Source organism: Rhodococcus sp. NPDC056743 (assembly GCF_042790355.1).
Lineage (GTDB): Bacteria > Actinomycetota > Actinomycetes > Mycobacteriales > Mycobacteriaceae > Rhodococcus_F.
Genome location: NZ_JBHTZI010000010.1, coordinates 335,931 through 349,043, shown reverse-complemented (window position 1 = coordinate 349,043; position 13,113 = coordinate 335,931). Strand labels below are relative to the sequence as shown.

Sequence of the window (13,113 nt, the reverse complement as noted above, 5' to 3'; positions counted from 1 at the left end):
CCGCCCACTAGCCTTGTGACACACATCACTCGAGAAAGGTGGTCCGATGTCCGACGCCGCCCCTGCAATCATCTTCGATCAACTCGAACACTGGGCGAGCGTCAAACCCGAAGAACCAGCCGTGACGTTCCAGGAAACCACCTACACGTGGGCGCAGTGGCACAACCGCATCCTGCGCATCGCGGGCGCACTCGCCGAATCCGGAATCGGCCCGGGAGACACCGTCGCCTTCCTCGACAAGAACCATCTCTCTTGCCTCGAAATCACTTATGCCGCTTCATTACTCGGAGCCGCGAATGCCATTCCGAACTGGCGGCTCGCCGGCGAGGAACTTGACTACATCCTTGCCGACTGCGGGGCACGCATCCTTTTTGTCGGCAACGAACTCCTCCCCCAGGTCGTTGCCTTGCGCGATCGCCTCACCGCCGTCGAACTGATTATCGCCGTCGGTAGCGAGAACGACGAATTCGAACCGTGGCTCGACGAAGCCGCGCCGTTGGCATTTCGTCCGATCGTCACGCCCGACAGCACGGCCCTGATCCTCTACAGCTCCGGAACGACGGGACGCCCCAAGGGAGTTCAGCTCACTCACCGAAATCTGTTCGCGCACAGCAACAATGTCCTCGAACTCCTACCGAAACGCGACGACGACATGTTCCTGGTCGCCATGCCGATGTTTCACGTCGGCGGAACCTGCTACGCCATCATGGCAATTCACGCAGGCGGACGCTGTTACTTCACCCGCGAAGCCGACGGACCGTCGATCTTCGCCGGGCTTGCCGCCGGGGCCAACATCGCCTTCCTCGTGCCACCCGTCATCGCCGGCGTCCTGGCGGCAGGCGATCAGGCCGTCGCAGCCTTCCGCGCCTTCACACGCATCACCTACGGCGCAGCCCCCATGCCCCTCCCCTTGCTGCGAGGAGCCCTGGCGGCCTGGCCGAACACCGAGTTCGTCCAGGTCTACGGAATGACCGAAATGGCCGGTGTTGTCACAGCTCTCATGCCCGACGTCCACCGCGACGAATCACAAGTCGAGCGAATGGCGTCGGCGGGCACCGCCATTCCGGGAGTCGAGATGCGCATCGTCGACCCCGTCACTCTCGAAGACGTCACGGTGGGGAACATCGGAGAACTCTGGTGGCGATCGGCGCAATGCACTCCGGGATATCTCAACAAACCCGACGCAACCGCAGAAACAATCACACCGGACGGATGGCTTCGCAGCGGCGACATGGGCCGCGCGGATTCCCAAGGCTTTGTCTTCATCGAAGACCGCCTCAAGGACATGATCATCACGGGCGGGGAAAACGTCTACTCACCCGAAATCGAACGGGTTCTCGTCGAACATCCGGCCGTTGCCGAAGTCGCGGTCATCGGTGTACCGGACAACCGTTGGGGCGAAACCGTCAAAGCCGTCGTAGTTCTCACCACCGACGCCCAGATCACCGAACTCGAACTGATCACATACACCCAGGGGCGCCTCGCAAAGTTCAAGTGCCCGACAAGCATCGACGTTGTCGAGATTCTCCCGAGAAATCCGACGGGCAAGATCCTCAAACGAGATCTCCGGAAGCCGTACTGGGAGAACCACGACAGCAAGCTGGTCTGAGCTCGCGTGTTGTAATGGGGTGGTGACCTCACGCCGCCCCATTACCGCCCAACTCTGCCCGTGCGGCACCGGCAATACCGTCGACGAATGCTGCGGAAAGTATCTCGACGCCGTAGCAACCGCACCGACCGCTGAAACTCTCATGCGCTCGAGATACACGGCATTTGCGCTCATGAATGCCGACTATCTGCAGCAGACCTGGCATCCCGACCACCGGCCCGCCGCGCTCGACTTGGACCCACAGCAACGATGGACTCGGCTCGAGATTCTTGCCACCGAGCGCGGCAGTCTGTTCGATTCCGAAGGAACGGTCGAATTCCGCGCGCACTACGTTTACGGGAATGAACGCGGAAACCTCCACGAGCGCAGCAGATTTGCTCGAATCGACGGGCGTTGGCTCTACGTCGACGGCGATATCGGTTAGGTAACTCCGCGCACGCCGTCGCAGGGCCATGAACCGAGAGACCTACGATCGAAGCATGACAACGAACCGGACGAAATCAGTTGCCGCCATCGCTGCCATCATCGTGGGGGCGAGCCTGACCGCGTGCTCACAGACCGCAGAAACCACACCGACAGCAGTCACCACCTCGGTCTCCGCGACCACGAGCGCCGCCGCTGAACCGGCGCCAACCGACAGCTCGGACAAAACCGCTGCAGCAGTCGCCGAATCGAAGTTGACCGTCACCGACGTCCGGATCGGCTCGCATGAGAACTTCGACCGCGTCGTGTACGAAATGGGTGGAACCGGTACCCCCGGCTGGCGCGTCAAGTACGTTGACGCGGCTGTTCAAGAAGGTAGCGGCAAGCCCATGGACGTCGCCGGCGGCGCGATCATCCAGGTGCTGATCGACGGTTCCGGCTACCCGTTCGACAGCGGCGTGGAACAGTACTCCGGCCCCAACCCCGTCCCCGGAATTGCCGGTGGAGTTGTCACCGAAGTCAACGGATCCTCGGTCTTCGAAGGGGTCACACAGTCATTCATCGGTGTAACGGAAAAGCAACCCTTCTCGGTGACGCTGCTGTCGGACCCGACTCGTGTGGTGGTAGACGTAGCTAAGTAGTGGGGTAGCCAAGTAGTGGGCTTGACCTCAAGCACACTCGAGGTTTTACCTTCGTGTCGTACCGGCCGCGTACTCTTCGTGGCCGGCGACCGAAGGGCCTGACACATGAGTATGGAAGTCACCGCGTGGAACGCGATGTACAACGCGATGCACGCGCAGGACGACAAGCGGCCTTTTTCGAAGGCGACGCTCAAGAGAATCGCGACGTTCGCGATACCGCAGAAACGCAACCTCAGCTGGTACCTCCTGCTGAGCGTGGTGACGGCGGCGCTCGCCGTCGCAACACCGGTTTTGGCAGGCCGGGTGGTCAACGCGATAGTCGGCGGCGACGCCGTCAAGGTTGTTGTGATCCTGGCCGTGCTGATCGCGGTTGTGGCGATTCTGGAAGCCGCACTCGGACTGTTGACGCGCTGGCTCTCCGCGAGTATCGGCGAAGACCTGATCCTGCTTCTGCGGACCACGGTGTTCGACCACGTCCAGAAAATGCCTATCGCATTCTTCACTCGGACGCGCACGGGCGCTTTGGTCAGTCGCCTCAACAACGATGTCATCGGCGCCCAGCGCGCGTTCAGTGACACTCTCTCCGGTGTGGTCAGCAATCTGGTCACCCTGATCATCACGCTGATCGTCATGCTCGGAATCTCCTGGCAGATCACAATCCTCGCGCTACTGCTTCTGCCGATCTTCGTGATCCCGGCCAGACGCATGGGTGCCAAGCTGGCGGCCCTCAATCGTGAAGCCGCCAACCACAATTCGGTGATGAGCACCCAGATGACCGAACGTTTCTCGGCGCCGGGCGCAACGCTGGTCAAGCTGTTCGGACGGCCATCACAAGAGTCAGTCGAGTTCGCGGTGCGCGCCCGACGCGTACGCAACATCGGTGTCCGGACGGCCATGCTTCAATCCGTTTTTGTCACCGCTCTGACGCTTGTCTCGGCCTTGGCCTTGGCGCTTGTCTACGGCCTCGGCGGCTACTACGCCTTGCGCGGGCAGTTGGACGCCGGTGCCGTCGTCTCGATGGCATTGCTGCTGACTCGGCTGTACTCGCCGCTGACGGCTCTCGCGAGCGCCAGAATGGACGTCATGAGCGCCCTCGTCAGTTTTGAGCGGGTCTTCGAAATACTCGATCTCGCGCCACTCATCACCGAGAAGCCCAATGCCGTTTCGGTACCGGACGGACCGGTATCCGTCGAGTTCAAAAACGTGAAGTTCGCCTATCCGTCGGCGGACAAAGTGTCCCTCGCGTCCCTCGAGGAAGTGGCGATCCTCGACAGCCGCGGCGGCGAGAACGTGCTCCATGATCTGTCCTTCCGCACCGAAGCCGGCCAGATGGTTGCGCTCGTCGGAACGTCCGGCGCCGGTAAATCCACCATCGCCCAGATGATTCCGCGCCTCTACGACGTGGATTCGGGCTCAGTCGAACTCGCCGGCGTCGACGTCCGCGACCTCAGCGCCGACTCCATCCGCGAAACCGTCGGCATGGTCACCCAGGACGGGCACCTGTTCCACGAGAGTTTGCGATCCAACCTGCTGCTCGCACGGCCGGATGCATCCGAAACCGAACTCCGCGAAGTCCTCGAGCGCGCCCGCCTCACCGCTCTGGTCGCCTCACTGCCAGAGGGACTCGACACGGTTGTCGGCGAGCGCGGCTACCGACTGTCCGGTGGTGAGCGTCAACGCCTGACCATCGCACGGTTGCTGCTCGCCCAACCTCGCGTTGTCATCCTCGACGAAGCCACCGCCCATCTGGATTCGACATCCGAAGCTGCTGTCCAGGAAGCACTCGGCGAGGCTCTTGCCGGTCGGACGGCAGTCGTGATCGCACACCGCCTGTCGACCATTCGCGCAGCCGATCTCATCCTGGTTGTCGAAGGCGGCCGCATCATCGAACGCGGAACCCACACCGAATTGCTTGAGCACAGCGGTCGATACGCGGAGCTGTACCGCACCCAGTTCAACACCGGCAGTAAAGATTCCCACGATCTCGAGCCCAGCACCCTCTGAAGCCCAGCACCCTCTGATACAAAACAGGCGCTGCTCCCCGAATCGGGGAGCAGCGCCTGTCAGTTTACGAAAAGAAGATCAGCTGTCGTAGCGATCGCGTCCGCCACCACGGCTGTCGCGTCCACCACGATCGTCACGTCCACCACGGTCATCACGACCGCCGCGTCCGCTCGGGCGTCCCTGCGGCGGGCCGAAATCGGGCTGCAGCTGAATCAGGACGCCGGAAATACGTGTCCGTCGCAGAGCCTCGAGGGTCTCGTTGGACAGATCGGCCGGCAACTCCACGATGGAGTGATCGGGACGAATGCTGATGTGCCCGAAGTCGCTACGACGCAATCCACCCTCGTTGGCAATGGCACCGACAATGGCACCCGGCACAACGCGATGACGCTTACCGACCGCGATGCGGTACGCCGCCAACTCCTGGCCCTCGGGTCCACGCGAACGTGGAGCCGGACCGTCGTCGAACCGGCGCGGCGGACGCGGTTCGCGCGGCTCACGCTCACGGCGCGGCGGTGCCGGCGGCTCGGGAGCGAGCAGGAAGGCGTCACCGTCACGCGACTGCACTGCCAAGGCGGCAGCAATGTCGATGAGCGGAACATCATGTTCCTGGTCGTAGTCCTCGATCATCTTGCGGAACAGCGCCAGGTTCTCGGATGCCAGGCTCTCGGTGATGGAGTCACCGAACTTGGCAACACGCTGCGCGTTGACGTCGTCGACGCTGGGCAGCTGCATCTCGGCCAGCGGCTGGCGGGTTGCCTTCTCGATGGACTTGAGCAGATGACGCTCGCGCGGAGCGACGAACAGCAGCGCGTCACCCTGGCGTCCAGCGCGACCCGTACGGCCGATGCGGTGGACGTAGGACTCGGTGTCGTGCGGGATGTCGTAGTTCACGACGTGCGAGATGCGGTCGACGTCCAGACCACGTGCAGCGACGTCGGTGGCAACGAGGATGTCGAGCGCACCGTTCTTGAGTTGACCGATGGTCCGCTCACGCTGCGTCTGCACGATGTCACCGTTGATGGCGGCAGCGGAATGTCCGCGAGCGCGCAGCTTTTCTGCCAGTTCTTCGGTGGCCTGCTTGGTACGGACGAAGATGATCATCGCCTCGAAGTCCTCGACTTCGAGGACACGGGTCAACGCGTCGAGCTTGCGCTGGTGCGCGACCTGGATGTATCGCTGCGTGATGTTCGACGCCGTCGAGGTCTTGGACTTGACCGTGATCTCGACCGGGTTGTTCAGGTACTGCTTGGAGATACGACGGATGGAACCGGGCATCGTCGCGGAGAACAGGGCGACCTGCTTCTCGCCGGGTGTGTCGCGGAGGATGCGCTCGACGTCCTCCTGGAAACCCATCTTCAGCATCTCGTCGGCCTCGTCGAGGACGAGGTACTTGAGATTGGTCAGGTCGAGGGTGCCCTTTTCGAGGTGGTCGATGACACGACCGGGCGTTCCGACGACAACGTGCGCGCCGCGGCGCAGGCCGGACAGCTGGACGCCGTAGCTCTGGCCGCCGTAGATCGGCAGCACGTTGAGGCCGGGGATGTGCGCGGAGTACTTGCCGAATGCCTCGGCAACCTGCAGCGCAAGCTCACGGGTGGGAGCCAGCACCAGCGCCTGCGTCTGCTTGATCGACGTGTCGATCCGCGACAGGACGGGAACCGCGAAAGCAGCCGTCTTACCGGTACCGGTCTGGGCAAGTCCGACGACGTCCTTGCCTTCGAGCAGCGGCGGAATGGTGGCAGCCTGGATCGGCGAGGGCGACTCGTAGCCCACGTCAGACAGTGCCTTCAGTACCCGATCATCGATGTCGAGGTCGGCAAATGTTGGGGGTTCGGGGTCACGCTCAATATCACTCATTTGACCAGCAGTTTAGCCGAAGGAGTATAGACACGAGAACCGACCTGCTGAACTATTCCGGCGTATCCGCGTTCACCGGGCGTTTCGCCTAGCGTAAGAAGCATGACCGAAGACACCGCCAACAGCCCCACTCGGACCGTCGTTGCCGTTGCACAGTTCGCCCCCGACATGAACAAGGAGGCGAACCTGAAGTCACTACGCACCCTAGCGGCTGACGCCGCAGGTCAGGGCGCAAAAGTGCTGGTCGCTCCGGAATACTCGATGTTCACCCCGCCGCGCAGCGACGAGAGACTGATCGAGTCGGCCGAGGACCTGGGCGGCGCCTTCGGAATCGGACTGGCTGCCATCGCCGCGGAGTTCGGGATCTTCGTCGTCGCCGGCATGAACGAGCGCCTGCCCAACGTGAGCAGAATCTCCAACACGCTGGTGGCAATGGACCCGCACGGCGAATTGGTTGCCACCTATCGCAAACTTCATCTCTACGACGCGTTCGGGTATCTCGAGTCCGCAGTAATCGCACCCGGCGAGATCGAAGAACCCCAGACCTTCCGGTGCGACGGCTTCACCTTCGGCCTCCAGACCTGCTACGACCTCCGGTTCCCCGAAGTCACCCGAAGGATCGTCGACGCCGGTGCAGACGTGCTGCTCCTGCCGGCGCAGTGGGTTCCCGGCCCTTTGAAGGAAGACCACTGGACGACGCTGATCCGGGCACGCGCGATCGAGAACACCATGTACATCGCCGCAGCAGATCAAAGCGCGCGCGGCGGCGCCGGTGCCAGCATGATCGTCGACCCCATGGGTGTCGTGCTGTGCTCTCTCGGCGAGCAGGTCGGGGTCGCGACCGCACAGGTCAGTAGAAGCCGGATCGACGAGGTCCGCGAAAAGAATCCCGCGCTTTCGCTGCGACGGTTCACAGTTACCGAACGGTGACGGGAGAACCGAGTAGCGTCAGAAGCATCGAGGTCGAACCTCAATCAGGACAGCTATGGCACAGTACCGAGACCGATTTGCCGCAGGCCGGGCCCTTGCCGCGATGTTTGCCCGGTCACTGGACTCTGCGCGACTCCACGACCCCGTCGTTCTCGGATTGCCGCGCGGCGGCATCCCCGTCGCGGTCGAGGTCGCGTGGGCACTGGATGCACCACTCGACATCCTTGTCGTACGCAAACTCGGTTCCCCCCGGAATCCCGAACTGGCTCTCGGCGCCATCGGCGAAGGTGACACGCGGGTTCTCAATCACGACGTGATTGCCGCCGAGCGCGTATCACCGCAAGCACTGGCCCGAGTGGAAGAGTCGGAGCGCGCAGAACTCGAGCGTCGAGCACACGTCCTCCGTGCCGGACGCCCGGCAGTTCCACTCAGCGGGCGAACGGCCGTCATCGTCGACGACGGAATGGCCACGGGAGCGAGTGCCGCTGTTGCGTCGGCGTGTGCCCGCGCGCAGGGCGCGACAGGAGTGGTCGTTGCCGTCCCCGTCGCATCACCCGAATCGATCCGCCTCCTCGCCGATTCGGCCGACCGCGTCGTCTGTCCCTTCGTTCCAGCGATACTCGGCGGGGTCGGCGCCGCCTTCGACGACTTCCATCAACTGACCGACGCCGAGGTCGTTGACCTGCTCAAAAGCTGAGCTTCTTTACATTTCAGAAAAACTTTGTGATGTGTGCAACATTTTGCGCCCCGGTGCCGATAGGCCGGATGGAGCAGAAACGACACAAGCGCAGAAGTTTTTCTGGAGGACATCGTGAGCATCTCGACCGATACCGTCGACGTAGTCGCAGCAGCCTGCCGCGACCGACTGGGTGACCCTTCCGCCTGGGTGGCTTCGGACGCCTATCGCGCGAGCCTGGCCCTGTGCATCATCGAATCCGTGCAGTCCAGTTGTGGGCACAGTGAAGTTGCCGTCGTCGACCGATACCTCGCCTACCGTCAAGCACGGGAAACCTCGCCCGTGACCGACGGCGCACGTGAACTACTCCGCACCTTCGAGGAAGCCGGCAGTTCCGACCAGTGGGCAGGCAAGATCGGCTCGTACAAGCGTCGCTACACAGCGACCGGCGTTCCGATCGAGGCACAGCACATCCAGCAGGTCGCCGAACGCCTGCATCGCCTACACATCAATTCTGTCGAGGATCTGCTCGCAGCGGCCGATTCCGATCATGCACTCGACGCCGTCCGGGAAGCCTGGACTGAAGCATGCGGCGACGACGCCGAAGTCACGTGGGCGCATCTGCTGATGCTGGCGGGTATCCCCCACACCGATCTGGGCACCGCCGCCGACACGTTCATCAGCACAACACTCGGTACGACGCAGCCCCCGACGGACGCGGCCGCGATCCTGGCAGCAACCGCCGAGCAATTAGGTGTCGATTCAGACAGATTGGACTACGCAATCAGGCGCTGGCTGTCGATTCACGGACGGTCACTCGAGCGCGCCGCATAAGTAACCCGCTACGTTCGGTAACACTAATTCCCAGGTCGGGACTCAATTGGATCTACCGAATAGTAACGACAGTGCAAAATACCGACTAATGTGATGCAATGCACATCGAAGTTATCGGTAGTCACTGGAGGGGTCAAAGTGCGTGAGTTTTCAGTTCCACAGACGTTCACAATTCCGGAGAACGCATCTATGGCGGATTCCGTATTCCGGCACGCCAGCGAAGACCCCACATTCGTACCGTTCCAGCGCCTCGTCAACGGCGCCTGGGTCGACGTCACGGCAGCCGAATTCGCCAAGCAGGTCTCAGCTGTAGCCAAGGGTCTGATCGCGTCCGGAGTCGAACTCGGCGACCGCGTCGCTATCCTCTCGGCAACTCGGTACGAATGGGTTGTCACGGACTACGCGATCTGGACGGCCGGCGGCTGCACCGTCGCGATTTACGAAACCTCGTCCCCGGATCAGGCCCAGTGGATCCTCGAGGACTCCGCGACGTCGTTGCTTCTCGTCGAGACTGCCGATCACGCCGCGAACATCAAGGAAGTCACCGAGGCCGCCCCGGCTCTTCGTGAGGTTCTCGTCATCGAATCGGGCGCTCTCGAAGACTTGACGAGCCGCGGCGCCGCGATCACCGACGAAGAGCTCGACACCCGTCGCCACCAGGTCACCGCCGCATCGCCCGCGACATTGATCTACACCTCCGGCACCACTGGTCGTCCCAAGGGCGTCCAGCTGACGCACTCAAACTTCTACGCGGAGTCCGCAGCGTGCCGCTTGGCTATGCCGGAATCCATGGTTCCGGGCAAGAAGACCTTGATGTTCCTGCCGCTTGCTCACGTCTTCGCGCGGGCAATCTCCTTCGGCGCCTTCGACTCCAAGGTCACCGTCGGCCACACGTCGGATCTCACGACACTCCTCGAGCAATTTGCCGTGTTCAAGCCGACCTTCATCCTCTCCGTTCCACGAGTATTCGAGAAGGTCTACAACTCGGCACGCCAGAAGGCAGTCGACGGCGGCAAGGGCAGCATCTTCGACAAGGCAGCGGCCACAGCCATCGAGTACAGCGAAGCCCTCGAAAAGAACGGCCCCGGAATCGCGCTCAAGCTCAAGCACGCCGTCTTCGACAAGCTTGTGTACTCGAAGCTGCGTGCTGCTCTCGGCGGCGACTGCGAACGCGCGGTCTCCGGCGGTGCGGCGCTCGGAGCGCGGCTGGGTCACTTCTTCCGTGGCGTCGGCATCCCGATCTACGAGGGCTACGGACTCACCGAGACCAGCGCCGCCATCACGGTCAACACCTCGGCCGCGCAGCGCGTCGGCACCGTGGGCAAGCCGATCAACGGTCACGCCGCTCGCATCGCAGACGACGGTGAACTCCTGCTGCAGGGCCCGGTGGTCTTTGCCGGCTACTGGCACAACGAGAAAGCCACCGCGGAGTCCATCATCGACGGCTGGTTCCACACTGGCGACCTCGGATCGATCGACAACGAAGGTTACGTCTCGATCACCGGGCGCAAGAAGGAAATCATCGTCACTGCAGGCGGAAAGAACGTCGCTCCGGCCGGTCTCGAGGATTCACTCCGCGCGCACGCCCTGATCAGCCAGTGCCTCGTGGTCGGTGACGGTCAACCGTTCATCGGTGCGCTGATCACACTCGACCTCGAAACCCTGCCAGGTTGGGTCGAGCGTAACGGCCTGCCTGCCGGAAGTCCCATCGCCGATCTGATCAAGAATGCCGATCTCATCGCCGAAATCGACTCAGCGGTCGCGGACGCGAACAAGAAGGTCTCGAACCCCGAGCAGATCAAGAAGTACACGATCCTCGAGGTCGACTTCACTCAGGAAACCGGCGAACTGACCCCGACGCTCAAGCTCAAGCGCAACATCATTCACGAAGCACACAAGGGCGCGATCACCGACCTGTACGCCTGACATCTCGGCAAGCCTGTGGCCCGGTTCGGCAATGATCACGTCGTTGCCGTACCGGGCCACACCGCTGCGCCAGGTCAGATGCCGCGCCCCGGGTTGAGAATGTTCTTCGGATCGAAGGCAGCTTTCACCGCGAGCATCAACTCACGTTCAACCGGACCGATCATGTCGGACATGTACGGCGCCTTGAGAACTCCGATGCCGTGCTCACCGCTGATCGTGCCGTCCAGAGCGAGGGCCGCATTCACGATATCGTCGAAGGCCCCACGGGCACGATCCTGCGCGCCCACTTCCGTGGCGTCGAACACGATGGTGGGATGGAGATTTCCGTCTGCGGCATGACCGAAGGTTCCGATGGTTACCGAGTGCCGCTCGGCAGCTTCCTGAATACGTTCGAGCATGTGCGGCAAGGCAGGCACCGGTACGGCGACGTCGTCGAGTAACACAGTTCCCATCGCCTCCAGCGCCGGCAACGCCATGCGCCGCGCGGCGGTGAACGCGTCCCCTTCCTCGGGATCGTCGGTGTGGAACACCTCGGTTGCGCCGACGCGCGTGCAGGCCGCCGCGCAATCTGCCGCTTCCTGCGCGGCAGACCTGCCGTCGCACTGAATGAGAAGCATCGCCCCCGCAGATTCGTCGAGACCCATTCTCGTGAAGCGGTTTACAGCGTCGATGGTCACTGCGTCCATCAACTCCATCTGGCACGGTTCGGCAACCGCGGCGACGGCCAGGACCGCCTCGATCGCTTTCTCCGCCGAGTCGAAGAACGCAACAACCGTGGTTGCAGCGGTGGGTGCGGTCCGCAACCGCATCGTGGCTTCGACGATGACGGCAAGCGTCCCCTCGGAACCGACCAGGAGATGGGTCAGGTCCAGCCCTGCCACATTCTTGCGAGTTTTTGCTCCGGTGTGAATCACGCGGCCGTCTGCGAGCACTGCGGTGAGCGCCGCAACATGATCGCCGGTGACCCCGTATTTTGCGCAACAGATACCACCGGCATTGGTGGCCAGGTTACCGCCGATGCTCGAGATTGCCCGACTACCCGGATCCGGGACGTACCAAAGACCCTGCGCGCGAGCGGCATCCGCGAGATCACCGTTGATCACACCCGGCTCCACCGTTGCCGTGCGGGCCGCGGTATCGATCTCGAGAATACGATTCATCCCCGCGACGCTGAGCACGATGCAACTGTCGAGTGCGTTGGCAGCACCAGCCAAACCGGTTCCCGCGCCGCGGGTTACGACTGGAATGGAGAGTTCGTGGGCAACTGTCATCGTCGCGGCTACGTCGTCGACGGATGTTGCTTTGACCAGAGCCGCGGGAACCCCGGCGGCGGTCAGCAAGGATTGGTCGCGGGTATAGGCGCCCATTCGATCGGGATCCGTGGTCGCCTTCTCCCCCAGTACTTCCCGCAGTCGATCGCCCAGCACGTCCACCGTTGTCGTCATTTCGTGTGTCCTTCGTAGAAACCTCGCACATGCTTCTCGACAAGCTGTGCCGCATAATCGGATTCACCGGCTGTTATCGCGTCGGCGATGGCTTCGTGCTCTGCGAGCAGAACACCGAGCGTGGCCGCCGAGTCCTCGATCGCCTCGAGTTCGCTCATCAGATAGCCGGCGATACTCTCGCGCAGAACCGTCATCACCAACGCAAAGGCCCGGTTTCCGCCGGCACCCGCCAAGGCGACGTGAAAGTCGACATCCGCGTCGTGGAACGCGGACGCGTTGTTGTCTGCCGTGGCCCGGCGCATTTCTTCGATGGCAACACGTGCAGCACCCGGAACTTCGTGGACGCCCCGCAGAGCGGCAGATTCGAGGAGAACCCGCAATTCGACCAGGTCCGGAAGCGGAACGGCGCCTACCTGCACAGCCGTGCTCAATGCCGTGGCCGCAGAATCGGCCGTGTTATCGTGCGTGACCTTGGGGCGAGCTGTCGACACGGTATCGGCGCCGGTCACCAACCCTTGCGCCTGGAGTACGCGCAGCGCTTCGCGAACAGTGGAGCGCCCCACCGAAAAAGTCTGCGCCAGCTCCTGTTCCGTCGGCAAGGACTCACCGACCGCCAAGGAGCCGTCGAGAATCGCGTCGCGGAGCCTGCCCGACACCGCAAGGCTCAGCGGGATACGCGAGAGCGGAGTTGTGTCCATGCTGCCGACGCTACCTCTTGCCTGCTTGTCAGACAAACTGTTTAATAGAAGTGATTCGTGACCGGAA

Annotated in this window: 11 protein-coding genes; 8 read left to right on the top strand and 3 right to left on the bottom strand. The window is 62.6% G+C overall.

Features of this window, described 5'->3' with window-relative positions:
* The first annotated feature begins 46 nt into the window (after positions 1-46).
* The 4 genes from ACFRFQ_RS24220 (at position 47) to ACFRFQ_RS24205 (ending at position 4,677) form a co-directional block, all read left to right on the top strand.
* The gene (locus tag ACFRFQ_RS24220) at positions 47-1,609 is read left to right on the top strand and encodes a long-chain-fatty-acid--CoA ligase (protein ID WP_378663281.1); all 1,563 of its coding nucleotides are present in this window, start codon (positions 47-49) and stop codon (positions 1,607-1,609) included.
* A gap of 22 nt (positions 1,610-1,631) precedes the next feature.
* Positions 1,632-2,033, top strand: coding sequence for a YchJ family protein (locus ACFRFQ_RS24215; RefSeq protein ID WP_378663278.1), 402 nt, complete (start codon positions 1,632-1,634; stop codon positions 2,031-2,033).
* 55 nt (positions 2,034-2,088) lie between these two features.
* Positions 2,089-2,673, top strand: coding sequence for a hypothetical protein (locus ACFRFQ_RS24210; RefSeq protein ID WP_138872613.1), 585 nt, complete (start codon positions 2,089-2,091; stop codon positions 2,671-2,673).
* A gap of 105 nt (positions 2,674-2,778) precedes the next feature.
* Positions 2,779-4,677, top strand: a complete 1,899-nt coding sequence (locus ACFRFQ_RS24205) for an ABC transporter ATP-binding protein (RefSeq protein ID WP_378663274.1) — start codon at positions 2,779-2,781, stop codon at positions 4,675-4,677.
* 78 nt (positions 4,678-4,755) lie between these two features.
* Here the strand turns inward: ACFRFQ_RS24205 and ACFRFQ_RS24200 are convergent, their stop codons facing one another.
* A complete protein-coding gene (locus ACFRFQ_RS24200; protein ID WP_378663271.1) occupies positions 4,756-6,537 on the bottom strand; it encodes a DEAD/DEAH box helicase in 1,782 nt (593 codons plus the stop codon).
* A gap of 102 nt (positions 6,538-6,639) precedes the next feature.
* Here ACFRFQ_RS24200 and ACFRFQ_RS24195 point away from each other — a divergent pair, with 102 nt between their 5' ends.
* The 4 genes from ACFRFQ_RS24195 (at position 6,640) to ACFRFQ_RS24180 (ending at position 10,903) form a co-directional block, all read left to right on the top strand.
* On the top strand, positions 6,640-7,467 hold the full coding sequence (locus tag ACFRFQ_RS24195) for a carbon-nitrogen hydrolase family protein (RefSeq protein ID WP_378663269.1): 828 nt from the start codon (positions 6,640-6,642) through the stop codon (positions 7,465-7,467).
* Between the two features lie 55 nt (positions 7,468-7,522).
* Positions 7,523-8,164, top strand: coding sequence for a phosphoribosyltransferase (locus ACFRFQ_RS24190; RefSeq protein WP_378663266.1), 642 nt, complete (start codon positions 7,523-7,525; stop codon positions 8,162-8,164).
* A 114-nt stretch (positions 8,165-8,278) separates the two neighbouring features.
* Entirely contained in the window at positions 8,279-8,977 is a 699-nt protein-coding gene (locus tag ACFRFQ_RS24185; RefSeq protein WP_378663263.1) for a heme peroxidase, read from the top strand.
* A gap of 138 nt (positions 8,978-9,115) precedes the next feature.
* Positions 9,116-10,903 (top strand): AMP-dependent synthetase/ligase, encoded by a 1,788-nt coding sequence (locus ACFRFQ_RS24180; RefSeq protein ID WP_378663260.1) that lies wholly within the window; start codon positions 9,116-9,118, stop codon positions 10,901-10,903.
* A gap of 74 nt (positions 10,904-10,977) precedes the next feature.
* Here the strand turns inward: ACFRFQ_RS24180 and ACFRFQ_RS24175 are convergent, their stop codons facing one another.
* On the bottom strand, positions 10,978-12,348 hold the full coding sequence (locus tag ACFRFQ_RS24175; RefSeq protein WP_378663258.1) for an FAD-binding oxidoreductase: 1,371 nt from the start codon (positions 12,346-12,348) through the stop codon (positions 10,978-10,980).
* Positions 12,345-13,046 carry a FadR/GntR family transcriptional regulator gene (locus ACFRFQ_RS24170; RefSeq protein WP_378663255.1) on the bottom strand — a complete coding sequence of 234 codons (702 nt, stop codon included), beginning with the start codon at positions 13,044-13,046 and terminating at the stop codon, positions 12,345-12,347. Before ACFRFQ_RS24170 ends, ACFRFQ_RS24175 begins: the two co-directional genes overlap by 4 nt.
* Positions 13,047-13,113: the final 67 nt, after the last annotated feature.